General features: G+C 74.5%; 24 protein-coding genes and 3 tRNA genes. 10 read left to right on the forward strand and 17 right to left on the reverse strand.

Annotation, left to right across the window (positions count from 1 at the left end):
• A partial coding sequence (locus F2B26_RS05890; RefSeq protein ID WP_235929529.1) for a polyprenyl synthetase family protein occupies window positions 1-392 on the reverse strand: 392 nt, incomplete at its 3' end.
• A gap of 124 nt (window positions 393-516) precedes the next feature.
• On the opposite strand from F2B26_RS05890, the gene F2B26_RS05895 reads away from it, so the two are divergent.
• Both F2B26_RS05895 and F2B26_RS05900 read left to right on the forward strand, forming a co-directional pair.
• Window positions 517-1,158, forward strand: a complete 642-nt coding sequence (locus F2B26_RS05895; RefSeq protein WP_159807382.1) for a GntR family transcriptional regulator — start codon at window positions 517-519, stop codon at window positions 1,156-1,158.
• Window positions 1,155-2,372: an MFS transporter gene (locus F2B26_RS05900; RefSeq protein ID WP_159807384.1), complete on the forward strand. Its 1,218-nt coding sequence runs from the start codon at window positions 1,155-1,157 to the stop codon at window positions 2,370-2,372. The genes F2B26_RS05895 and F2B26_RS05900 overlap by 4 nt, the downstream gene beginning before the upstream one ends.
• A 13-nt stretch (window positions 2,373-2,385) precedes the next feature.
• Here the strand turns inward: F2B26_RS05900 and F2B26_RS05905 are convergent, their stop codons facing one another.
• The 3 genes from F2B26_RS05905 to F2B26_RS05915 form a co-directional block, all read right to left on the reverse strand.
• Window positions 2,386-3,282 (reverse strand): LLM class flavin-dependent oxidoreductase, encoded by an 897-nt coding sequence (locus tag F2B26_RS05905; RefSeq protein WP_159807386.1) that lies wholly within the window; start codon window positions 3,280-3,282, stop codon window positions 2,386-2,388.
• 141 nt (window positions 3,283-3,423) lie between these two features.
• The gene (locus F2B26_RS05910) at window positions 3,424-4,341 is read right to left on the reverse strand and encodes a cation diffusion facilitator family transporter (RefSeq protein ID WP_159807388.1); all 918 of its coding nucleotides are present in this window, start codon (window positions 4,339-4,341) and stop codon (window positions 3,424-3,426) included.
• Complete coding sequence (locus tag F2B26_RS05915; RefSeq protein ID WP_159807390.1) at window positions 4,338-4,688, reverse strand: ArsR/SmtB family transcription factor; 351 nt, start codon at window positions 4,686-4,688, stop codon at window positions 4,338-4,340. Before F2B26_RS05915 ends, F2B26_RS05910 begins: the two co-directional genes overlap by 4 nt.
• A 133-nt stretch (window positions 4,689-4,821) precedes the next feature.
• Here F2B26_RS05915 and F2B26_RS05920 point away from each other — a divergent pair, with 133 nt between their 5' ends.
• The 6 genes from F2B26_RS05920 to F2B26_RS05945 all read left to right on the forward strand — a co-directional run bounded on the left by F2B26_RS05920 (window position 4,822) and on the right by F2B26_RS05945 (window position 6,325).
• A complete protein-coding gene (locus tag F2B26_RS05920; protein ID WP_159807392.1) occupies window positions 4,822-5,178 on the forward strand; it encodes a metallopeptidase family protein in 357 nt (118 codons plus the stop codon).
• 148 nt (window positions 5,179-5,326) lie between these two features.
• A tRNA-Glu gene (locus tag F2B26_RS05925) sits at window positions 5,327-5,399 on the forward strand.
• Window positions 5,400-5,424: 25 nt separating this feature from the next.
• Window positions 5,425-5,498, forward strand: a tRNA-Asp gene (locus tag F2B26_RS05930).
• 31 nt (window positions 5,499-5,529) lie between these two features.
• A tRNA-Phe gene (locus F2B26_RS05935) sits at window positions 5,530-5,602 on the forward strand.
• Between the two features lie 46 nt (window positions 5,603-5,648).
• Window positions 5,649-6,056 carry a phage holin family protein gene (locus F2B26_RS05940; protein WP_159807394.1) on the forward strand — a complete coding sequence of 136 codons (408 nt, stop codon included), beginning with the start codon at window positions 5,649-5,651 and terminating at the stop codon, window positions 6,054-6,056.
• Complete coding sequence (locus F2B26_RS05945; protein WP_159807396.1) at window positions 6,053-6,325, forward strand: DUF3618 domain-containing protein; 273 nt, start codon at window positions 6,053-6,055, stop codon at window positions 6,323-6,325. Before F2B26_RS05940 ends, F2B26_RS05945 begins: the two co-directional genes overlap by 4 nt.
• A 162-nt stretch (window positions 6,326-6,487) precedes the next feature.
• Here the strand turns inward: F2B26_RS05945 and F2B26_RS05950 are convergent, their stop codons facing one another.
• Window positions 6,488-6,691 carry a BldC family transcriptional regulator gene (locus tag F2B26_RS05950; protein ID WP_159807398.1) on the reverse strand — a complete coding sequence of 68 codons (204 nt, stop codon included), beginning with the start codon at window positions 6,689-6,691 and terminating at the stop codon, window positions 6,488-6,490.
• Between the two features lie 520 nt (window positions 6,692-7,211).
• On the opposite strand from F2B26_RS05950, the gene F2B26_RS05955 reads away from it, so the two are divergent.
• The gene (locus F2B26_RS05955; RefSeq protein WP_159807400.1) at window positions 7,212-7,397 is read left to right on the forward strand and encodes a DUF3073 domain-containing protein; all 186 of its coding nucleotides are present in this window, start codon (window positions 7,212-7,214) and stop codon (window positions 7,395-7,397) included.
• A gap of 155 nt (window positions 7,398-7,552) precedes the next feature.
• Here the strand turns inward: F2B26_RS05955 and purM are convergent, their stop codons facing one another.
• From purM to purL, 5 genes are all read right to left on the reverse strand, one after another.
• Window positions 7,553-8,665, reverse strand: coding sequence for a phosphoribosylformylglycinamidine cyclo-ligase (gene purM / locus F2B26_RS05960; protein ID WP_159807402.1), 1,113 nt, complete (start codon window positions 8,663-8,665; stop codon window positions 7,553-7,555).
• Window positions 8,662-10,209, reverse strand: coding sequence for an amidophosphoribosyltransferase (purF, locus tag F2B26_RS05965; protein WP_159807404.1), 1,548 nt, complete (start codon window positions 10,207-10,209; stop codon window positions 8,662-8,664). The genes purM and purF overlap by 4 nt, the downstream gene beginning before the upstream one ends.
• A gap of 71 nt (window positions 10,210-10,280) precedes the next feature.
• Window positions 10,281-10,784 (reverse strand): hypothetical protein, encoded by a 504-nt coding sequence (locus F2B26_RS05970; RefSeq protein WP_159807406.1) that lies wholly within the window; start codon window positions 10,782-10,784, stop codon window positions 10,281-10,283.
• A 26-nt stretch (window positions 10,785-10,810) separates the two neighbouring features.
• Window positions 10,811-11,173 (reverse strand): sterol carrier family protein, encoded by a 363-nt coding sequence (locus F2B26_RS05975; RefSeq protein WP_159807408.1) that lies wholly within the window; start codon window positions 11,171-11,173, stop codon window positions 10,811-10,813.
• A gap of 31 nt (window positions 11,174-11,204) precedes the next feature.
• Window positions 11,205-13,553 carry a phosphoribosylformylglycinamidine synthase subunit PurL gene (gene purL, locus F2B26_RS05980; RefSeq protein ID WP_159807410.1) on the reverse strand — a complete coding sequence of 783 codons (2,349 nt, stop codon included), beginning with the start codon at window positions 13,551-13,553 and terminating at the stop codon, window positions 11,205-11,207.
• A gap of 187 nt (window positions 13,554-13,740) precedes the next feature.
• Here purL and F2B26_RS17180 point away from each other — a divergent pair, with 187 nt between their 5' ends.
• A complete protein-coding gene (locus F2B26_RS17180) occupies window positions 13,741-14,598 on the forward strand; it encodes a DUF2599 domain-containing protein (RefSeq protein WP_201292626.1) in 858 nt (285 codons plus the stop codon).
• Between the two features lie 49 nt (window positions 14,599-14,647).
• Here the strand turns inward: F2B26_RS17180 and F2B26_RS05990 are convergent, their stop codons facing one another.
• The 7 genes from F2B26_RS05990 to F2B26_RS06020 form a co-directional block, all read right to left on the reverse strand.
• Entirely contained in the window at window positions 14,648-15,634 is a 987-nt protein-coding gene (locus tag F2B26_RS05990) for an acetylxylan esterase (protein WP_159807412.1), read from the reverse strand.
• A gap of 206 nt (window positions 15,635-15,840) precedes the next feature.
• On the reverse strand, window positions 15,841-17,058 hold the full coding sequence (locus F2B26_RS05995; RefSeq protein ID WP_159807414.1) for an AGE family epimerase/isomerase: 1,218 nt from the start codon (window positions 17,056-17,058) through the stop codon (window positions 15,841-15,843).
• A gap of 43 nt (window positions 17,059-17,101) precedes the next feature.
• A complete protein-coding gene (locus F2B26_RS06000; RefSeq protein ID WP_159807416.1) occupies window positions 17,102-19,639 on the reverse strand; it encodes a glycoside hydrolase family 2 protein in 2,538 nt (845 codons plus the stop codon).
• Window positions 19,640-19,724: 85 nt separating this feature from the next.
• A complete protein-coding gene (locus F2B26_RS06005; RefSeq protein WP_159807418.1) occupies window positions 19,725-20,732 on the reverse strand; it encodes a glycoside hydrolase family 6 protein in 1,008 nt (335 codons plus the stop codon).
• Window positions 20,733-20,814: 82 nt separating this feature from the next.
• Window positions 20,815-21,477, reverse strand: coding sequence for a TetR family transcriptional regulator (locus F2B26_RS06010; protein WP_159807420.1), 663 nt, complete (start codon window positions 21,475-21,477; stop codon window positions 20,815-20,817).
• A gap of 80 nt (window positions 21,478-21,557) precedes the next feature.
• Entirely contained in the window at window positions 21,558-22,304 is a 747-nt protein-coding gene (locus F2B26_RS06015; protein ID WP_159807422.1) for a hypothetical protein, read from the reverse strand.
• 90 nt (window positions 22,305-22,394) lie between these two features.
• Window positions 22,395-22,956: acyl-CoA dehydrogenase (locus tag F2B26_RS06020; protein ID WP_328698658.1), on the reverse strand; the 562-nt coding region annotated here is incomplete at its 5' end.

A 22,956-nucleotide genomic window follows, 5' to 3' on the forward strand; every position in this document is an offset into this window, starting at 1 on the left:
TTGGGGCGTCCGCGCCGCACCTCGTCGTGGTCGAGCAGGTCGTCGTGCACGAGCATCGCGGCGTGCAGCACCTCGGTCGCGGCCGCGACAGCGACGGCGTCCGCGGGGTCGGCGCCGCCGAGCCCGAGGTAGGCGGCGAGCACGAGCCGCGGGCGCACCAGCTTGCCGCCGAGCCCGGCACCGAGGTCGTCCCAGAGCTGGGCGCAGGCCTCACCCCGGTCCGCGACCTCGGCCCGGTGCTCGTGCACGAGCCGGTCGAGGGTGTCGCGGACCTGCTCCAGCCCGTCCTCGACCCGGGGGCCGAGGGTGTCGACGTGGCGCGCGGGGCCGGCGGGCGGGAGCGGGTGCGGCTGAGCGCACTCGTCATGAGCCCGGACGGTGGCGTGCTCCACGAAGGCCTCCTCGGTCCTCAGGTCTGCGGCAATTACTCAGGCTACTGAGCATTTCCAGACCCGCCACTCGACCGGCTCGTGGTGACCTACGGCGCCCTCGGGAGGGAGTAGCGTTGCATACCTCATGTATACAACGATCGAGCGGTCTGCCCCGAGCGCGGCGCAGACCGTCTACCTCACGCTCAAACGTCGGATCCTGGACGGCGAGCTCGCCGGCGGCGACATGGTCGGCGAGCAGGCCGTCGCCGACGAGCTCGGCGTCAGCCGTACCCCGGTCCGCGAGGCGCTCGGCCGGTTGCAGGCCGAGGGCTGGCTCAAGGTGCACCCCCGGCGTGGCGCCGTCATCACCGCCCCGGGCCCCGGTGAGCGCGAGGACGTGCTCGCCGCCCGCGCCCTGCTCGAGACGCACGGGGTGCGCACCGCCGTGGCCCGCGGCACCACCGTCGCGCTCACCGCACGGCTGCGCGCGGCCCTCGACGCGCAGGTGCAGGCCCACGAGCGCGGCGACCTGGAGGCCGTGGCCACGCTCGACGCCCAGTTCCACACCTCGCTCGTCGCCGGTGCCGAGAACGCCGTCCTGGATGCCGCCTTCAGCACCATCCGAGACCGCCAGGAGCGGATGACGACCCGCGCGCTGTGGCGCCGCCTCGACGTGGGCGCCCGGGTGCTCGCCGAGCACGAGGAGCTGCTGGGCCTGGTCGCCGCCGGGGACGTCGACGGTTTCGCGCAGGCGCTGGACCGGCACATGCACCAGGTGCACGGATGAGCGCCGGCACCGCCCGCGCCCCGTGGCTGTCGGTGGGCGCCACGCTGTTCGCCGTCGCTTGGGGCGGCAACGAGTTCACCCCGCTGCTGGTGATGTACCGCACCGACGGGCACATGAGCGCCCTCATGGTCGACCTGCTGCTCGGCGCCTACGTGCTGGGCATCGTGCCCGGTCTGCTGGTCGGCGGGCCGCTGTCCGACCGGTACGGCCGCCGCCCGCTCATGCTGCCCGCCCCGGTGCTCGGCGCGCTCGGCAGCGCGGTGCTCGCCGCCGGTGCGCACGCCCCGGCGGTGCTCTTCCTCGGCCGGATCTGCTCGGGGATCGCGCTCGGCCTGGTGATGGCGGTGGGCACGAGCTGGATCAAGGAGCTGTCCGACCCGGTCCGCGACCCCGGCGCCGACCCCGGTGCCGGGGCACGCCGCGCGTCGCTGTCGCTCACCGCCGGGTTCGGGCTCGGGGCCGGGGTGGCCGCCGCGCTCGCGCAGTGGGGGCCGTGGCACGCCCAGCTGCCCTACCTGGTGAACATCGTGCTCACGGTCGCGGCCGGGGCGCTCCTGCTGCGCGCCCCCGAGACCCGGCAGCGCCCGACCGCGCCCGGGCGGCTGCTCGACGACCTGCGCATCCCGTCCGCGTCGCACCGCCGGTTCCTGCTCGTCGTCGCGCCGACGGCGCCGTGGGTGTTCGGCACGGCGGCCAGCGCCTACGCCATCCTGCCGGGGCTGCTCGCGGTGCGGATGCCCGGGGTGGCGATCGGCCTGGCGGGGCTCATGTGCCTGGTCGCGCTGGGCTGCGGCGTCGGGGTGCAGGTGGCCGCGCGACGGCTGGACACGCCCGACTCGGGCCGCGGGGTGGCCGTGGCCATCGCGGTGGCGGTCCCCGGCATGGTGCTCGCGGCGCTCACCGCGACCACGAGCTCGGCGTTGCTGGGTCTGGTCGCGGCGGCTGTGCTGGGCGCGGCCTACGGTCTGCTGCTGGTCGGCGGGTTGCAGGAGGTGCAGCGCATCGCCGGTCCGGACGACCTGGCCGGGCTGACGGCGGTCTTCTACTCGCTGTCCTACGTCGGGTTCTTCATCCCCGCGCTGCTCGCCGGGCTGCACCCGTACCTGGGCTACCCGACGCTGTTCACGGCCGGCGCCGTGCTCGCCCTGGGCTGCCTCGGCGTGGTGCTCCTCGGCTGGCGCCGACACCTGCCGGCTGCGCAGACCACCCCCTGAGCGGAGCCGCGCCTCAGAGCGTCGGCAGCCGCCCCGCGAGCTGGTCGAGCACCGCCTCGTCCCCCGCGTAGATGCCGTCGGTGCGCGGCCAGTGCACGACGACGTCGGTGAAGCCGAGCTCGGCCGCACGGGCCACCCCCTCGAGCGCGGTGCCGAGCGAGACGAGCGAGAACACCGGCGCACCGTCCAGCGACAGGTACCGGCGCAGCGGCACCGGGCGTGCGGCGGCCCGCTCGATCTCGTCCATCGCGGCGACCTGGGCGGCCAGCCCCTGCCACCACCGCTCCTGCGCCGCGGCGAGGCCGTCGGTGCCGGCCGTGGGGTCGAACGACGGGCCGTAGGTGATCCAGCCCTGCCCGAGCCGGGCGGCAAGCGCCATCGCCCGCGGGCCCGCCGCCGCGACGGCGAACGGGGTGCGCGGACGGGCCAGGGTGCCGGGCACCATGCGCGCCTGGTGCGCCTCGTAGTGCTCCCCCTGGTGCTCGGTGACCGGGGCGGTGAGCAGCGCGTCGAGCAGCTCGACGAACTCGACGAACCGGCGGGTGCGCTCACCCCGGGAGGGCGCCGGCCCGAGCACCCCGGCGTCGAACCCCTCACCACCGGCACCGACACCGAGCACGAACCGCCCGCCGGACACGTCGTCCAGGCCCATGACGTCCTTGGCGAACGGCACCGGGTGCCGGAAGTTCGGTGAGGCGACGAACGTGCCCAGCTCGATGCGCGTGGTCACGGCCGCGGCTGCGGCCAGGAGCGGGACGGTCGCGAACCACGGCTCGTCGGCCAGGCTGCGCCACGCGAGGTGGTCGTAGGTCCACGCATGGGCGAACCCGAGCTCCTCGACCCGCTCCCAGCGCCGCTGACCGCTCGCCCAGCGCTCCTGCGGCAGGATCACCACCCCGACATCGACCATCACCCGACCCTACGGCCCGGCACCCACACGCCGGTCGGGCGGCCACGCGCCGTTCCGACGACCGCACGCGGCCCGGGCGCCCAGAGCGCGCAGCACGCCCCGCTCCCGGCGCGCGGGCCCCACGTCGGCCCCGGACCTCGCTCAGGCGTGGGTGCGCCCCTCATGCGCCACATGCGCCGCCGGTTCGAGCTGGAACGTGCAGTGCTCGACGTCGAAGTGCCCGGACAGGCAGGTGTGCAGCGCGTCGAGCACCCCGCCGGACGAGCCGCAGCCGAACACCTCGTCGCTCACCACGACGTGCGCCGAGAGCACCGGGACGCCAGAGGTGATGGTCCAGGCGTGCAGGTCGTGCACGTCGACCACGCCGGGCAGGCCGACGATGTGGGTGCGCACCGCATCCAGGTCCACCCCGTCCGGCGTCGCCTCGAGCAGCACGTGCGCGACCGAGCGCAGCAGCATGACCGCCCGGGGCACGATGAGCAGCCCGATGACGATCGAGGCGATCCCGTCGGCCGCCGTGAACCCCGTGGTGAGGATGACGACGGCGGCCACGATGACGGCGACCGAGCCGAGCAGGTCGCCGAGCACCTCGAGGTAGGCGCCACGCACGTTGAGCGAGGCGGCCTGCCCGCTGCTCAGCAGCCGCATCGACACGGCGTTGGCCACCAGCCCGAGCGCGGCGACGGCGACCATGAGCCCCGCCGAGACCTCGGGCGGGTGCAGCGCCCGCTGCACCCCCTCCACCAGGACGACGACGCCGACGACGGCCACCACGAGCCCGTTGACGAGGGCGGCGAGGATCTCGGCCCGCTGCCAGCCGAAGGTCGCCGAGGTGGTCGCCGGCCGTGCGGCGAGCCGGGCGGCGACCAGCGCGAGGGCCACCCCGCCGGCATCGGTGAGCATGTGCCCGGCGTCGGCGAGCAGCGCGAACGAGCCCGAGGCGAGCGCACCGACCACCTCGACGACCATGACGGCCAGGGTGATCGCGAGCACCACCTGCAGCCGGCCGCGACTGGCCTGGGCGGCCGTGGCGTGGCCGTGGTCGTGCGGGTGGCTCATCGTTCCTCCAACCGGGTGACGACGCGTTCGGCCGCACCGAGCAGCCCGTCCACCTCGGCGTCGGCCAGGGCGTACCAGGTCGCGCGCCCGCGCGGTGTGGCGGTCACCAGACCGGCCGTCCGCAGCACCGCGAGGTGCCCGGAGACGGTGGACTGGGCCAGACCGAGCGCGGCGGTGAGGTCGGTGACGCGCCGCGGCGCCTCGGCCAGCAGGTGGACGAGGGAGAGCCGGGCCGGGTCGGCGAGCGCCCGCAGCACCTGGACCACCTCGGGGTGGGCGTGCGCGACGGTCCCGTCGTGCAGGTGCAGCCCGGGCGCCACGGCGGGCACCTCATCTTCCATCGCCATGCGCCGATGATAGCGGTGATGGCCGCGCAATGCGCCGACACCGCGCCCCCGGTCGCACCCAGCACGCGGCACCCGCACCCGCACCCGCACCCGCACCCGCACCCGCACCCGCACCCGACGGCAGGATGGGGCGATGGTCACCATGTCCGCCGAGGAGTTCGAGTACGCGGTCCGCGACGCCCTCGACCTCATCCCGCCCGAGCTGGCCGCGGCGATGGACGACGTCGTCGTGCTGGTCGCCGACGAGCCGCCGGCCGACGGCCCCGCCGATCTGCTCGGGCTCTACGAGGGCACGCCGCTCACGGAACGCGACCAGTGGTGGGCCGCCGGCTCGCTGCCCGACCGGATCACGATCTTCCGGCTGCCGACCCTCGCCGTCTGCGAGGACGTCGACGAGGTCGCGCACGAGGTCGCCGTCACCGTGGTGCACGAGGTGGCGCACCACTTCGGCATCGACGACGACCGTCTCGACGCGCTCGGCTGGGCGTGATCGAGGTCGACGTCCGGGCTGGTGCGGGACCTGGCGGAGCCCTGGCCGCGCTGCGATCCAGCCCCGGTCCAGGCCGACTTTGGCGTTCGGGCCGGTTCCCCGTATGCTTACCTCCGGTCTTCCGACGCCTCGACGTCAGGGGCGGTTTGCCCTCATCGTCTAGCGGCCTAGGACCCCGCCCTTTCACGGCGGTAGCACGGGTTCGAATCCCGTTGGGGGTACGAAAAGCAGTAGGTCTCATCACGAGGCCCCGTAGCGCAGCTGGTTAGCGCGCCGCCCTGTCACGGCGGAGGTCGCGGGTTCAAGTCCCGTCGGGGTCGCTCAGTCGCCTGGTTCACCCGGGTGGCACCGGGCTCTGTAGCTCAGTTGGTAGAGCGCACGACTGAAAATCGTGAGGTCACGGGATCGACGCCCGTCGGAGCCACCTCGGGCCCATGCGGCCCACCCCCGGTCCAGGCTAGGTTTCCGTCATGAGCACCCCTCCCGACGACCCGACGCCGCGTTCGCTCGGCCAGCTGGTCTCCGACCTCTCCGAACAGGGCGCCCGCCTGGTCCGCGCCGAGATCGACCTGGCCAAGGCCGAGGTGAGCGCCAAGGCCCAGGAGATCGGGATCGGCGTCGGCCTACTCGCGGCCGCCGGCTTCCTCGCGGTGAGCGCCTTCGCCGTCGGCCTGGCCGCAGCCGTGCTCGGGCTGTCCACGGTCGTGGCACCGTGGCTCGCCGCCCTCATCGTGATGGTCGCCCTGCTCGTCATCGCCGGGATCCTCGTGGCCGTCGGCGTCAACCGGCTCAAGAAGGGCCAGCCGCCCACGCCGGAGCTCGCCACCAAGAGCATCCAGGCCGATGTGGACGCCGTGACGAAGGGACTGCACCGATGAGCGACCAGAGCCCCGCCACCCCGTTCAGCTCACCCCGCACGGTCGAGCTCGAGGCCCAGATCGCCGCCACCCGCGCCGAGCTCGCGGCCACGGTCGACGAGCTCGCGAACCGGCTCAACCCGAAGGTGCAGGCCACCCGGATCGTGCACGAGGCGACCGCGCCGGACGTCGACCCGCGCACGCGCAGGCAGGCCCGGATCGTCGTCGGCCTCACCTGCGCCGCCGTCGCCCTGGTCGTCGCCGGCGTCGTGCGGGCGATCGTCAAGTAGCGCAGCCGAACCCGGGGCCTGCCGGCCGCCGCCCCGGCGCCACCCGGCGGGTCGGCCGTCTCCCGGGCCACCCGGCACGTCGGCGCAGACAGAACGCGCCCGCGGGATCACTGTCCCGCGGGCGCATCCGACCTGCCCCCGGCACTCACCGGGGCGAACGTGCTACGAGCGACGCTGCTCCGGAACCCCGGTGAGCAGCATGCGGATCTCGGACTCGCGGTAGCGACGGTGCCCACCGAGGGTCCGAACAGCCGACAGCTTCCCGGCGCGCGCCCAGCGCGTCACCGTCTTGGGGTCGACCCGGAACAGCGACGCCACCTCCGCCGGGGTCAGCAGCGGCTCTGTCTCGACCTGCGTTGCATGCATCGGGTGCCTCCTCTCCACGATCCGCCGGTCGGCTCGTCGTGTCGATCGTCTCCGGGTCGCCGTCATGGCGACGACGCCCCGGCTTGCCTTCCCATGCCCACACCCCTGCGGCGCCAGTCATGGATACCTGTCTCACGCGGATCCAGGCCCGTGCTCCCAACCCGCTCCCGACGCCTCGTCGGCCCGGGGGCTTTCACCCAGTCTAGGGAGTTCTGACCCATTCGCCAGGTGACGTTGTCCCCAGACCCGAGCACCGGGCGTCCGACAAGGCCGATGCCCTGGTCACACCGCCTGTGACTACCACGGGCCCGCGGCCGGCTCCCCGGGGTACCCGCCGGTGCATGCGCGTGCCGCCGTCGACGGGTGAAGCCTTGGTGGAGGATCACGCCGGACGTGGACGGCGGTGTCGGAATGAGTGGGGACCCTGTACCGTTGCTCTGCGGAGAAACGACACAGCAGCCGGGGCCGCACGTGATCATCACGGTGCCGCCCCGCTTCCACGTAAGAGGGGGTCGATGCCATGGGGCGCGGCCGTCAGAAGGCTAAGCAGACCAAGGTCGCTCGGGAGCTGAAGTACTCCAGCTACGAGCCGAACTACCGCCAGCTCGAGCGCGAGCTTGCGGGTGGTCGCAGCGCCGTCGACACCAGGGACGAGCGCTCGTCCGATGATCCCCGGCAGGACCCCTGGTCCGACCAGGACGACTAGCGGGCCACCACTTGCCCGAGCCGCCCGAGGGATCTCACGGTCCCGCGGGCGGGCTCGGTGCGGACCCCGGGTCGTGGACGCGCACGCCCCAGCGGACGGCCCGGACGCCTCTGACGCCTCGGTGAGCCACCCCCGGCCCCTCGGGCCGACGGGTCTCAGCCGAGCCGGTAGCTCCCCGACAGGTGCACCGCCCCACCGGCGACCCCCTTGGTCCCCGCGACCACATCGGGCGAACCGGCAGGGTCGCGATCGGCGTCGAGCTGGCGCACCCCACCGAGCACCCAGGCCGGCAGCCCCAGACCCGCCGCACGCGCCAGCAGGGCATCGACCGACTCCGGGTCGACGACGGCGACCATGCCGACCCCGAGGTTGAGCGTCGACTCCAGGTCGGCCCACGGCACCTGGCCCAGGCGCTGCACCACCGCGAACACCGGCGGCACCGTCCAGCCGGCCCGGTCCACATCGGCCACCAGCCCGGCCGGCAGCACCCGCGCGAGGTTCGCCGCCAGCCCGCCCCCGGTGACGTGCGACAGCGCGTGCACCCCACCGACCGCGGCCAGCTCCAGCACGTCACCGGCGTACACGCGGGTCGGCTCCAGCAGCTCGGCGCCCAGGGTGCGGCCGAAGTCGTCGACGTGCCGGTCCAGCGCCCAGCCGGCGGCACCGACCACGGCGCGCACCAGGGAGTAGCCGTTCGAGTGCAGCCCCGACGAGGCCAGCGCGACGAGCACGTCACCGGGCCGCACCCGGTCCGGCCCGAGCATCGCCTCGGCCTCGACGACGCCCGTGGCGGCGCCCGCCACGTCGTACTCGTCCGGCCCCAGCAGCCCGGGGTGCTCGGCCGTCTCGCCGCCCAGCAGCGCCGTACCAGCCACCTGGCAGGCGGCCGCGATGCCCCGCACGACATCGGCGATGCGCTCGGGCACCACCCGGCCGCAGGCGATGTAGTCCGTCATGAACAGCGGGGTCGCGCCCACCACGACGATGTCGTCGACCACCATGCCGACCAGGTCGAAGCCGATCGTGTCGTGCACGTCGAGGGCCTGGGCGATGGCGACCTTCGTGCCCACGCCGTCGGTCGAGGTCGCGAGCACCGGGTGCCGGTAGCCGACGAGCGCCGAGGCGTCCCACAGCCCGGCGAAACCGCCGACGCCGCCGATCACCTGGGGGCCGTGCGTCGCGCGCACCGCGCCCTTCATGAGCTCGACGGCCTTGTCCCCGGCCGCGGTGTCCACACCGGCCGAGGCGTACGTGATCGGCTGGTTCACGGCTGCTCCAGGGCGCCCGCGGCACCCGCCCCCGGCAGCAGGGACGCCAACCCGTCCGACGGGGCACCGAGCGGCAGCTCGCTCTGCTCGAGCAGGTACTTGCCGAGCCGGTCGTCCGGCGGCAGCTCGATGGGGTAGCGACCGGTGAAGCAGGCCGTGCACAGCTGGCCGACGGGCTGCTCGGTGGCCGCGACCAGACCTTCGATCGAGATGTAGCCCAGGGAGTCCGCGCCGAGCGAGGCGGCGATCTCGTCCGCGCTCAGACCGTTGGCGATGAGCTCGGCCCGGGAGGCGAAGTCGATGCCGTAGAAGCACGGCCACTTCACCGGCGGCGAACTGATCCGCACGTGCACCTCGGCCGCGCCGGCCTCCCGCAGCATCCGCACCAGGGCGCGCTGGGTGTTGCCGCGCACGATCGAGTCGTCGACCACGACGAGGCGCTTGCCCTTGATGACCTCGCGCAGCGGGTTGAGCTTGAGCCGGATGCCGAGCTGGCGCAGCGTCTGGCTCGGCTGGATGAAGGTGCGGCCCACATAGGCGTTCTTCGTCAGACCCTGGCCGAACGGGATGCCCGACTGCGCCGCGTAGCCGACAGCCGCCGGGGTGCCCGACTCCGGGACCGGGATCACCAGATCTGCCTCGACCGGGTGCTCGACGGCCAACCGACGGCCCATCGCGACCCGCGCGGCGTGCACCGAGCGGCCGGCGATCGCCGTGTCGGGGCGAGCCAGGTAGACGTACTCGAAGATGCAGCCCGCACGGTCCACCGGGGCGAACCGGGTGCTGCGCAGCCCGTCGGAGTCGATCGCGATGAGCTCACCGGGCTCGACCTCGCGGACGAAGGACGCACCGACGATGTCGAGCGCGCTCGTCTCGGAGGCCACCACCCAGCCGCGTTCGAGCCGGCCGAGCACGAGCGGGCGCACACCCTGCGGGTCGCGGGCGGCGTAGAGCGTGGTCTCGTCCATGAAGACCAGGCAGTAGGCGCCGCGCAGCCGCGGCAACACCTCGAGGGCCGTGGCCTCCAACGTGTGGTCCGGGTCGCCCGCCAGCAGCGCCGTCACGAGCGCGGTGTCGGTGGTGTTGCCGCGGGCCAGCTCACCGCGGCGCTTGCTGCCGTACCGCTCGGCGACCAGGTCGACGAGCTCGGCGGTGTTCGTGAGGTTGCCGTTGTGCCCGAGGGCCACCGTGCCGGCCGCCGTCGGGCCGAGCGTCGGCTGGGCGTTCTCCCACGTGGAGGCGCCGGTCGTGGAGTACCGGCAGTGGCCGATCGCCAGGTGGCCGGTGAGGGCCGACAGCGCCGTCTCGTCGAAGACCTGGGAGACCAGGCCCATGTCCTTGTAGACCAGCAGGTGCGACCCGTCGGAGGTCGCGATCCCGGCCGACTCCTGGCCCCGGTGCTGCAGGGCGTACAGGCCGAAGTAGGCGAGCTTGGCGACCTCCTCACCGGGTGCCCAGACACCGAAGACCCCGCAGGCATCCTGCGGGCCCTTCTCCTGGGGGTCGAGGTCGTGCGTCAGTCGTCCGTCCGAGCTCCGGGCCACGGTCCCATGGTCGCACACCCGGGCCGAGGAACCCCGATCGGTCCATCGCGGCCGACGGCGGGACGAGACGCTCAGCGGCGGCTGCGCCGGTCCGCCCGCAGCGCCAGGACCGCCCCGACGAGGCCGCCGACCAGCCCGAGCGCGAGCGAGGTCTCCAGCAGCACGCCGTTGTACCCGCCCAGGATCGGCAGCACGCCACCAGACCCGTCCGCCGACAGCCCGCTGCGCGGCACCGCCAGCAGCGTGACCAGGGTGCCGACGACCATGCCGGCCAGCACCCCGACGACCACGAACGAACCGAGCCGCGGCGCCCGGCGCACCCGGCCCGGGACGGCGTGCGCGGCGAGCCACTCCTCCGACGGGACGGCGCCGGGCTCGGGGTCGGGGTCGGCGGAAGGGGCCTCGAGGACGGCAGAGGTCGGCTCGTCCTGGGCCGCATCAGCAGAGGTCGTCTCACCCGGGGTCGGCTCGGCGAGGGCCGGCTCGACCGGGGCCGGGTCGGCGTCCGGGGCCGGTGGCGCGGCGTCGGGGTCGACGGGGCCTTGCGCGGCGGAGGCGGGAGGCTGGTCAGGCACGCCGTGATCCTAGGTGGGGCCGCCGGTCAGCGCCGACGCGCGGCCTGCAGCGGCAGCAGCCCGGACAGGTCGGATCGTTCGCCCGAGGCGGTGAGCCGACCCGTCGCCACCGCGTCGTCCCAGGTGAGAGCACCTGTGACGAGCTCCAGCCAGGTCACCGGGTCGGTCTGCACGACGTTGGGCGGGGTGCCGCGGGTGTGCCGCGGCCCCTCGACGGCCTGCACGGCACCGTCGGGCGGGACCCGCACCTCGACGGTGTGGCCGGGGGCCACGTCCGCCAGCTCCTCGAGGGTGAAGCGGACCGCCGTGCGCCGGGCGGCACGGTCGGCTGGGTCGGCACGCCAGGCGGCGAGCGCCGCACGGCCGTCGGCGGGATCGGTTCGTCGCACCCGCCCATCATCACGCCGGACGGCCGACGGGTCAGCCGAAGACGGCCCGCAGCGGTGCCTCGAACGCCTCGCGGGCGACGTCCAGCGGGAGCGTGAACAGGCCCTGGACCTCCAGCGCCGGCACGTGCTCGTGATCGGCCGGCACCAGCGGGGCGGCCTCGCCGGCACCCGGCTCGCAGGTGTCCGTGGTCTCGCCCAGCCGCAGCGCCGGGACCCCGCGGGCCGTGCACAGGTCGACGAACGCCCGCTCCGCGGCGCGCGGCACGGCCACGAGGGCCCGCGCCTGCGACTCGCTGAACAGCGCCTCGAACGGCGTGACGCCGTCCCGGGCGCACAGCGCCGTCAGGTCGACCCGGGCCCCGACGCCGTGCCGCAGGCTCGCCTCGGCCAGCCCCTGGGCCAGACCGCCCTGCGACAGGTCGTGGGTCGCGTCGACCAGGTGGTCGCGGGCCGCGTTGACCAGCACGTGCGCGAGGCGACGCTCGGCCTCCAGGTCCACCGTCGGCGGCAGCCCGCCCAGGTGCTGGTGCACGACATCGGCCCAGGCGGACCCGTCGAGCTCGGGTCGCGTGGTGCCCAGCAGGTACACCGCACGACCGGCCGCGGTCCAGCCGGAGCCGACCGCGTCGGCCACGTCGTCCAGCACACCGAGCACACCGACCACGGGGGTCGGGTGGATGGCCTGGTCACCCGTGGTGTTGTAGAGCGAGACGTTGCCGCCGGTCACCGGGACACCGAGCTGGGCGCACCCGGCGGCCAGGCCCTCGATCACCTGGACCAGCTGCCACATCGAGTCCGGGCGCTCCGGGCTGCCGATGTTGAGGCAGTCGGTGATCGCCAGCGGGCGGGCGCCCGAGGCGGCCACGTTGCGGTACGCCTCGGCCAGGGCCAGCTGGGCGCCCGTCGCCGGGTCGAGCTGGGCGTAGCGGCCGTTCGCATCGGTGGCCAGCGCGACGCCCAGCCCCGTGGACTCGTCGACCCGGACCACACCGGCGTCGTCCGGCTGGGCCAGGGCGGTGTTGCCCTGCACGAAGCGGTCGTACTGGTCGGTCACCCACGACTTCGAGCACAGGTTCGGGCTGCCGAGCAGGGCCAGCACGGTGTCCTTGAGCTCGGCGCCGGTGGCCGGGCGGGGCAGCGCGGCGCTCGTGTCCGCGTTGAGCGCGTCCTGCCACTCCGGGCGGGCGTAGGGACGGTCGTAGACCGGGCCGTCGTGCGCGACCGACTTGGGGTCGACGTCGCAGATCCGGGCGCCGAAGTGGTCGATCGTCAGGCGGCCGTCACCGGTCACCTCGCCGATCACCGCGGACTCGACGTCCCACTTGGCGGTGATCGCCAGGAACTCCTCGAGCTTGTCCGGGCGGACGACGGCCATCATCCGCTCCTGCGACTCGCTCATGAGGATCTCGCCCGCCGTGAGCGTCGGGTCGCGCAGCAGCACCTTCTCCAGGTCGACGTGCATGCCGGAGCCGCCGTTCGACGCCAGCTCGCTCGTCGCGCACGAGATGCCCGCCGCACCCAGGTCCTGCAGACCCTCGACGACGTGCGCCGCGAACAGCTCGAGGCAGCACTCGATGAGCACCTTCTCCATGAACGGGTCGCCGACCTGCACGCTCGGCCGCTTGGACGGCTTGGTGTCGTCGAACGTCTCGCTCGCCAGGATCGACGCACCGCCGATGCCGTCACCGCCGGTCCGGGCGCCGAACAGCACGATCTGGTTGCCGACCCCCTCGGCGTTGGCCAGGTGCACGTCCTCGTGCCGCAGCACGCCCAGGCACAGCGCGTTGACCAGCGGGTTGCCCTGGTAGCAGGAGTCGAAGACCGTCTCGCCGCCGATGTTCGGCAGGCCCAGGCTGTTGCCGTAGCCGCCGACCCCGGCCACCACACCGTGCACGACACGCGCCGTGTCCGGGTGGTCCACCGCACCGAACCGCAGCTGGTCCATCACCGCGACCGGGCGGGCACCCATCGCGATGATGTCGCGCACGATGCCGCCGACCCCGGTCGCCGCCCCCTGGTAGGGCTCGACGTAGCTGGGGTGGTTGTGGCTCTCCACCTTGAACGTGACCGCCCAGCCGTCACCGATGTCGACGACACCCGCGTTCTGGCCGATGCCGACCAGCAGGTGCTTCTTCATCTCCTCGGTCGTCGTCCGGCCGAAGGTCGCCAGGTGCTTCTTGCTCGACTTGTACGAGCAGTGCTCGGACCACATCACCGAGTACATCGCCAGCTCGGCGGCCGTGGGCCGGCGGCCCAGCAGGTCACGGATGCGCTGGTACTCGTCGGGCTTGAGACCCAGCTCGGCGAACGGCTGCGCCAGGTCGGGGGTCGCGGCGGCGTGCTCGACGGTGTCGGACTGGGCGTGGCGCGGGGCGGTCATGGGTGCCTGCAGGTCCCTCGGTGCGGACGGGCGGCCCGAGCCGGACACAGCGGGGCCGGTCGGTGCGGGCCGGGCCGGGCGAACGCGCGGCCGACGTGGGCCAGGGTACCCGCGGTGCCGGGCGTGCTGCCGACAGGTCCGGTGCCCGGGGCCGGGTGCGCGGGCTCCCCTTGCTAGCGTCGCGGCCATGACACGTGCGGCCGACGCCCCCCAGGTGCGGCCGTCGGCCCCGGGCTCGGGACCTCGCGCCGCAGCACCACAGGTCGCGAGGCGGCTCACCGGCCCGGTCACGGCCACGGGTGCGCTCCGGCTCGCCGGGACGGCGCTCGTCGTCGCCGGGCTGCTCTCGGGCTGCTCCGGTGGTGCGGGCGCCGGGTCGACCTCGCCCTCACCCTCGCCCACAGCAACGGCGCCCCCCGCAGCCGCCCCGGCCCCGGTCGCGCTCACCTCCGGGTCGCTCACGCTCACCCTGCAGCCCGAGGCGGGGTTCGTCGCGGCCGGCGGCCAGGTGACGCTGGCCGGCGACGAGGACGGTTCCGCGCGGGCCACGGTCGTCCGAGAGAGCGCGTCGATCGTCCCGGTCGGCGTCCTGAGCGCACCGGCCGGGGCCACGCTGTCCATGGAGGCCGACACCTCCGTCTCGGTGCTGGGCGCCGACGGGACCTGGCTGGGCGGGCTCGTCGTGTCCGGGGTGGGTGCCGGGCTCGTGGGCCTGTCCGACGGCACCGTGCGGTTCAGCGCCGCCGGGGGCGCGTCGCTGTGGCTGGCCACGAAGGCCGTCGAGTCGCTCGCGTGGGGGACGCGTGAGGGCGGCCGCTCGTTGGCCGTCACCCCGACGCCGTGGGCGCGCAGTGGTGCCCTGGCCGCCGAGGCCGGGGTCTGGGCGGCGATGAGCGCCGACCCCGACGCGGCCGCCCCGACGATGCGCGCCCAGCTCGACTGCCACCTGCTCGGCGCCCGCGACAAGGCCACCTGGAACCTGGAACCGTGGCGCCCCGACGTCGACACGGCGACGATGATCGCCACGTCCTGCAACCCCCGCTGACACCCCCGCCCCCGGGACCGAGCCGGGCTGGGGGCCGGAGCCAGCGAGGTCAGCGAGCGGTCGGGGGCAGGGCGACCGTCTCGCCCAGCCACGCCAGCTGACGTTCGAGCTGGTAGGCCATGCCGCCCTCGTGGTCGTTGAACTGGTAGACCTCGATCTGCTTGGGGCCGGCGTAGGCGTTGTAGGCCGCGTACACCGTGGACGGCGGGCAGATGTGGTCCCAGAGGGCGACCGAGAAGAGGGTCGGCGCAGTGGCACGGGCTGCGAACGAGACCCCGTCCACGTAGGCCAGCGTGCTGAACACCTGCTCGACCGAGCGCCGGTGCACCGTGAGGTAGCGGGAGATCTCACCGTACGGCTCGGAGTCGGAGACCTGGACGGCGCGGCGGAAGTCGCAGCAGAACGGCACGTCGGGCATGACGCCGACGAGGCCGTCGCTCAGCCCGGCCGCCGCGAGGGTGAGCGCACCGCCCTGGCTGCCACCGGTGACGACGATGCGCTCGGGGTCCACCTGCGGCAGCACCCGGGCCGCGTCGACCGCACGTACCGCATCGGTGATGAGCCGCCGGTAGTAGTACGTCTCGAACGACTCGATGCCCTGGGTCATGTAGCCCAGGTGCGCCGGCCCGGAGCCGTGCGGGTCGGGGGTGTCGCCACCGCTGCCCCAGGACGAGCCCTGGCCGCGGGTGTCCATGAACAGGTGCGCGTAGCCGGCGTTCGCGAAGCCGAGGTGCTCGATGGGCAGCCCGCGCCCACCGCCGTAGCCGTTGTACTGGACGACGACGGGCAGCCGCCCGGTGGCCCCCGCGGGCACGGTGAGCCAGGCGCGCACCGGGTCGCCCGCGAAGCCCGGGAACGTCACGTCGTAGGTCTCGACCAGCCGGAGCGCGGTCGGCACCCGCACGACGGTCGGCGCCATCGGCACGGTGCGGGCCTGGGCGAGCGTCGCGGCCCAGACCTCGTCGAAGTCGGCCGGTTCGGGGGTGGTGGAGCGGTACTGCACCAGCTCGGCGAGCGGCAGGTCGATCCCGGGCATGCGAGGGGGCCCTTCTGTGCGGTGCGGTCCTGGGCGGACCTTCGGGTGGAGCGGATGGAACGGGGAGGTGCGGTTCAGTGCGGTGTGCGGGGAGGTGCGGTGGGCGGGGCCGGCAGGCGCGGACGGCCGGGCGGGTCGGACAGACGGCCCGTCGGGCACCAGCCGTCAGGTGCCACCCGGCGGAGCCCGCCCGCCGCCCCCACCCGTCAGCGCAGCAGCCCGGCGGCCACGGCGCTGGCCAGCGACGGGGCCAGCGGCAGCCGCGGGATGAGCGTGGCCTGCACCGCGTGGTAGAGGTCGGCCTTGCCGGGCCAGACCTTCCCGGACGGCTGGTTCGCGGTGTCGAGCTCGTGGTGCCAGGAGCCGTGCACGTGGTCCACGACGTACCGGTCGACGTAGTCCCACCACTGGGCGTACAGGTCGGCGTAGCGCTGGTCGCCGGTGCGCTGGTGCAGCGCGCTGGCCGCACCGATCGCCTCGGCGCTCACCCAGTGCATCCGCTCACGCACCACGGGGGCGCCGGACCAGTCGGTGGTGTAGACGAACCCGTCGGCGCCGTCGGCCGCCCAGCCGTCGGCCACCGCACGGTCGAACAGTGCGACGGCCGCGGCGGCCCAGTCGGCGCCGGTCGCCCCGGCCGCCTCCAGGTGCAGCAGCAGCCGCGCCCACTCCAGCCCGTGCCCGACGGTCGCGCCGTACGGCTTGAACGGGTCGCCCGGCCGGTCCACGTTGAGCTCGAGCTGCGGGGCCCAGTCGGCGGTGAAGTGCTCGGGCAGGCGCCAGTCGTTGGCCTGCGCCTGCGCGGCGGCGAAGGACGCGATCCGGGCGGCGCGGTCAAGCCAGAGCCGGTCGCCGGTGACGTCGGCCGCGGCCAGGAACGCCTCGACGGTGTGCATGTTGCCGTTGATGCCGCGGTACGGGTCGAGCGTGCTGAACGCGGTGTCCCACGTGTCGTAGGCCCGCCCGGCCTGCTCGTCCCAGAACCGGGTCTCGAACGTGGCGAGCGCCTCGTCGAGCAGGTCCCGGGCACCAGGCAGCCCGGCGAGCGTGGCCGAGGACGCGGCGAGCACGACGAACGCGTGCGCGTACCCGGCCTTCTCGTCGGGGTGGCTGCCGTCGGCGGCGACCGCGGAGAACCAGCCGCCGTTCGTCGTGTCCCGCAGCGGGCCGGTGAGCCCGTCGAGCGCGGCCTGCGCCACCGGGCGGCAGCCGGGCCGGCCCAGCAGCGCACCCAGGGAGTAGACGTGCACGGTGCGCGAGGTGATCCAGGTCTCGGTGCCGCGGGCCAGCAGCGGCGTGCCGTCGTCGTCCAGCCAGGCCGCACCGCCCCCGGGGTAGGGCGTGCGGCGGCCGAAGTCGAGCAGGGCGGCGGTGTGCTCGGCCAACCAGGTGCGGTGGGTCGGCAGCTCGGTCCAGGCGGTCATGGCAGCGGCTCCGGTGCGGTGGGGGGTGGGGGGACAGCGGGGGTCAGGGACGGGGGGTCGGTGACGGCAGCGCGTCGGGCACCTGGGCGACGGCGCGCAGGTCGTTGGCGGTGCGCAGCACGGGTGCCCGGGTGAGGACGGCCGGGTCCGGCAGCGGCGCGCAGCGCACGTGCAGCGTGGCCTGCGCACCGGCGGGCAGGGTGAGCATCCCGACGTCCACGGTGGCCTGCGGGTCGACCCGGTCGACGTGCAGCACCAGATCGCTGACCAGGGCGAGCGCACGCACCCGGACACGGTAGCCATCGGGCACGGCCTCGACCTGGGACACCAGGGCCGCCGGGTCGAGCAGCAGGTCGACGTCCTCGACGTCGGTGTGCACGGCGGTGCACGCGTCGAGCGTCGCCACGAGCACCTCGCGCCGCGGGTCACCGGCGGCGGCGACCGACGGGGCGACCGGGTGCAGCCGGACGGACCGGGCCGGCACGCTCACCTCGGCCGCCTCCCGGGCCCGCACGGTGCCGTCGAGCAGCTCCCGGCGGACCACCAGCTCCCCCGTCCACGGCTCATCGGTGTCGTTGGCGACGGCCACCGCCAGGGCGCCGTCGCGCAGGACGACGGTGAGCAGCCGCGGGGTGTAGGCGGCACGCAGCGCGAACCACAGCGGTTTGAGCCGGCCGGCGCCGTCGATCGCCGACCAGCTGGTCACCGGCCAGCAGTCGTTGAGCTGCCACACGATCGCCCCGGCCGTGCGCGGCCACCACGAGCGGTAGTGCTCGACGGCGTACCGGACGGCTCGGGCCTGGACCAGCTGGGCGGCCCACAACCAGTCGGTGAAACCGGCCGGCACCCCGACGTGCGGGGCCATCCCCCGGTCGAGCTTGCCGTTGCCGTCGTCGGCCTTCTGGTGCACGAGCCACACCGGGTCGTCCTTCGGGGCGGGCACCTCGTCGAGCGGGCGGCCGTCGGCGGCGCGCACCCAGTCGGTCAGGGTGCGCCACGTCGGCGGGCCCTGGAAGCCCAGCTCGGAGCAGAACCTGGGCACCTCGTCGCGGTAGGCGGTGTAGTCCAGCCGGTTCCACACGTCCCACTGGTGGTGCGTGCCGTGGTCCGGGTCGTTGGGGTGCACCTGCGCGGGGGTGCGACGCGGCGAGTACGGGGAGTTGTCGGCGTAGGGCCGGGTCGGGTCCACCTCGGCGATGACGCGGGGCAGCAGGTCGCGGGCGTAGCCCTCGCCCCAGCTGCGTCCCGCCAGCTGCGCGGGCCAGCCCCAGTCCTCGTGCCCCCACAGGTTCTCGTTGCCGCCGTTCCACAGCACGAGCGAGGGGTGCGGCATGAGCCGGGCGACGTTCTCGCGCACCTCGGCCTCGAGCTCGCCGGCCAGCGGCTCCTCCTCGGGGTACGCGGCGCAGGCGAGCAGCACGTCCTGCCAGACGAGCAGCCCGCGCTCGTCGGCCAGCTCGTAGAAGTCCTCGGTCTCGTAGATGCCGCCGCCCCAGACCCGCAGCAGGTTCACGTGCGCACCCAGGGCCTGGTCGAGCCGCTGGGCGAGGCGGTCGCGGGTGATCCGGGTGAGCAGGTGGTCGTCCGGGATCCAGTTGACGCCCTTGACGAGCACCGGCCGGCCGTTGACGCGCAGCACGAACGCGGTGCCGTGCTCGTCGTCGGAGGTGTCCAGCTCGACGGTGCGGAACCCGATGCGCCGGGTCCAGGTGTCCAGCGCGGGGTCGGCCGGGTCCGGGCGGGCGTCGTGCACCGTGACGGTGAGCGGGACGAGCGGCTGCGCGCCGTACCCGACGGGCCACCACAGCGGCGCCTGCGGCACCCGGGCGACGACCACCACGGCGTCGACGTCGGGGGCGACCCGGGTCTGGCGCACCTGCCCGGCCACCTCGACGCGCACGACGAGCGGGGCCGGCTCCCCCAGCCCGGACCGCTCCAGGTCGACGCGGACCTCGACCCGGCCGGTGCCGTCGGGCTCGACCGTGACGAGCGGCCGCACCCGGGCGAGGCGGGCCGTGCGCCAGCGCTCCAGCCGCACCGGCTTCCAGATCCCGGCGGTGCGCAGGTCGGGGCCCCAGTCCCAGCCGAACGAGCAGGCCATGGTCCGCACGTAGTTGAACGGCGTCGGGTAGGGCGACGGCCGCTCCCCCAGCCGGTCGCGCTCGGCCTCGGCGTGCACGGTCGTGGAGGCCAGGTCGACGACGAGGTCACGGTCGACGCCGTCCGCGAGCGCCCGCACGTCGTACCGGTAGCCGCGGTGCATGTTGGCCGTCCGGCCGAGCTCGTGGTCGCCCAGGCGCAGCGTCGCGACGGTGTCGAGGCCGTCGAACGCGAGGTCCACCCGCTCGTCGGGCGCCGCGGGGTCGAGGCGCAGCCGCCGGGTGAGCCGCCAGTCGGTGCGGTGCATCCAGACCAGGTCGCCCTCGTGCGCGTCGAGGTAGGGGTCGGGGATCAACCCGGCGGCGAGCAGGTCGGTGTGCACGCAGCCGGGGACGGTCGCGGGCACGGTGACGCCCACGAGATCCTGCGGCACCGGGCCGCCGGTGGCGCGCAGCGTCCAGCCGTCGTGCAGGACGGTCATCGTTGCTCCCGGGCTGGGGACGGCTGGTCGGCCTGCCTATCCTCGCGCCACCGGTGCCAGGACGACGAACCGCCTCCCCGCCCGCTCAGCCGTGCGCGTTGCGGGCCAGCTCCAGGGCGTACGACAGCCAGAACGCCCCGGCCGGCGGGCCACCCGCGCAGGTGCCGTCCGAGCGGCCAGGCGTCTTGATCCAGAGCACCGCATCGAGGGTGCCGTCACCCACCACGCGGGGCGGTTCGCCGAGCGCGCGGCCCGGCGGGTTGCACCACTGATGGTCCGGCGTCGGGCCGTTGCCGTTGCGCGAGGTGTCGACCACGACGTGCAGCGGGGCACCGAACGCCGCCGAGACCTCGTGGGCGTAGGCCACGTTGTCGGTCGTCGTCTCGAAGTTGGAGACGTTGAGCGAGATCCCGTCGAACGCGTCGGCGCCGACCTGGTGCAGACGGTCGGCCAGATCGGCGGGTGCCAACCAGTGCGAGTGCCCGCCGTCCAGGTAGACCCGGTGCCCGGAGCCGCGCAGGATCACCCCCGCGTCGTGCAGCAGCCGATAGCGCTGGGCGACGTCACCGCAGGTCGCGCCGCTGAGCGCATCCGGCTCCAGGACCACCCACACGTCGCCGCGCAGCTGGGCGTCGATCTGACGCACCCACGGCAGGTAGCCGTCGACGGTGGCACCACCCGCCGAGTAGTTGCCGCAGTCGCGGTTCGGAATGTTGTAGAGCACGACGACCGCGGTCTGCCCGGCCGCCGCCGCGCCCGTGACCACCCGGTCCAGTGTCGCGGCGTCCCACTCGCCCCCGGTGAGCCAGATGGCTGTCGGGGTGTCGGCGATCGGCGCGAGCAGCGCCCGGTCGCCGGGCGAGGTCGCGTTGTCCAGGATCGTCTGCTGGTACGGGTCGGCGAAGAAGGTCCGGCCCGACGACGGGCTCGGAGCCGGGGAGGACGTGACGACCTCGGGGCTCGTCGACGTGGACGACGAGGCCGCGGACGCCGCCGCCGGGCCCGCCGCCGGGCCCGCGGCCGGCTGGGTGCAGGCCGCCAGCACGAGCGCGGCCAGGACCGCACCGACGGCCACCGCGGGACCCTTCACCATCCGGCCGACGGTAGCGGTGGTCACGTCGTGGCGCGCACCGCCCACCCCGCGGGTGGGCGTCGAGCCGCGCCGGGCTGCCCGCTCAGTCCTGGGCGGTGCCGCGCAGCGCACCGATCACCGCCGCGACCGCCCGGTCCAGCCGCGCCCCGTCGAGCGTGTGGACGTCGAGGTCCGCCTCGACGAGCGGACGCCCCGCGAGCTCGTGGCGCAGGCTCGCGGCGAGCACGCGCCGCGCGAGGTCGGCCGGTGCGACCTCCTGGTCGTGGCGCAGCCGGTAGCGGAACAGCTCGTACGCCCCACCGACACCCATCACCGTGTCGTCGACGACCCGCTGCCGGTCGGCCCCGGTCTGCGGCTGGACGAGGGCGAGGTTCCACTCGACGTCGTCGAGCAGCACGTGCTCCAGGACGGCCCGGCTGTCCAGCACGTCGAGCGTGAACCGCCGCAGCGGCGCCGAGCCGAGGGAGGCGAAGTACAGCTGCGCGAGGGCGTACCGGAAGGAGATCGGCTCGTCGCGCCGGCCGAGACCGTGCTCGACCACCGCCGCCTGCACGGCCGCGAGCACCTGGGCCAGGAACTGCTGGGCGAGGTCGTCCTTCTTGGGGGCGTGGTACTGGACCAGGGTGCGCTCGAAGCCGCTGAGGTCGGCGATGCGCTGGTAGGTGGTGCGCGCGTACCCGACGTCGAGGAAGGAGTCGTAGGCGGCGCGCACGATCGCCTCGCGCGCGCTCCCGGAGGCGCTCATCGGCCCAGCGTAGGACGGACCTGCCGGGCCCCACGGCGCCCGGCAAGGTGCCGCCGGACCCGACGGCACCCCGCCCGAGGTCACCAGATGGGGCGGCGCTGGCCGGGGACGCGCTCCTTGGCCGGGTACCGCGCGACCATGACGACGTGCGCGGCCGCGACCGCGCTGAACACGACGCCCGCGACGTAGAACCACGTGGTGTCGAAGACCTGCGGCAGGGCGAGGACGAACATGCCGGCGGGCAGGAAGGTGTTGACCGTGCCGAGCAGGATGACGCAGGCGACCCCGAGCCCGCCCCCGGTGCGGGAGCGGCGACGGAGGCTGAGCAGTGCGGGCCCGACGGCCATGACGACGTTGGTGAGCGCCGCCCACTGCAGGAACGAGCCCGCACCCATGAACGCGATGAGCAGGTTGACCAGCGCGTAGAAGCCCACGACCTGGACGACGATCGCGACCAGCGCCGCCTTCGGGGTCACACCCGCGCCCAAGGACGAGGCGAACGCCTCCTCGCGTTCCAGCCGGACCGCCATCGTGAGGTTGTAGACCTCGAACGCCGTCCACACCATGAGCGCGACCGACGCGCCGACCAGGAACCAGTTCCAGTCGTACCGGGCCGCGGCGAGCATGAGGATGACGGCCCACGAACTGTCGTGGGCGAAGTAGAAGGTGTGCATCCAGACCGGGAACGGCGACCGGCCCTCCCGGCTGGTCAGCCGGAAGCTGTAGATGTACTCCCAGAAGCCGAAGCCGAACGTGATCCCGGCGGCGACGAGCAGCGGGGGGTTGTCGAACGTGAACGCGGCGATGAGGGGTTCGTACCAGGACACGGCGGACTCCTGGGGCGTGGGTTCTATACACGTATAGTACCCACGCCCCAGGAGCCCCCGACCGACCTACGGCCCAGACCGGGCCGCCGCTCAGCCGCGCGCGGGCCGGGCCTCGGGCACCGGTGCCGTCCCGGCCGCCCGCTGCGCGCGGTACCAGGCGCGAGCCTCGTCCTGCCGCACCTGCTCGGCACCCGAGGCGATCGGGGCGCGCAAGTGCTCCGGGGCGTAGCCGAACGCGTCGACCAGGTCCTGCGCATGCGGGCGCAGCCGGGTGAGCAGCCGGTCGATGTAGGCCGTCACGGCACGCGCCCGGCCGGCCGAGAGCCGCCCGTTCACCAGGTACCAGGCCAGGTCGCGCTCGACGAGCCCGAGCCCGTACAGGTCCCGCACCCAGGTGAGCACCTGCCGGGTGCCCGCGTCGCGCACCCCCGCCAGCCCGCGGCCGAACGCCTCCCACGCGAGCAGCTCGGCGTAGGCCCGGCCGATCTCGACCATCTCGTGCTGATGGGCGTCCACCAGGGCGAACGCCGCATCCGGCGGCAGCGACCGGGCCGGGGCCAGCCCCTGCGCGACGTGCGCGACGAGGGCGTCGAGCCGGTCGGCGAGCAGCGCCCCGGCCTCGTCGCGCACCTGCCCCACCTGGCGGCGGGCG

It is taken from the genome of Cellulomonas citrea (assembly GCF_009829685.1).
Taxonomy (GTDB): Bacteria; Actinomycetota; Actinomycetes; order Actinomycetales; family Cellulomonadaceae; genus Cellulomonas; species Cellulomonas citrea.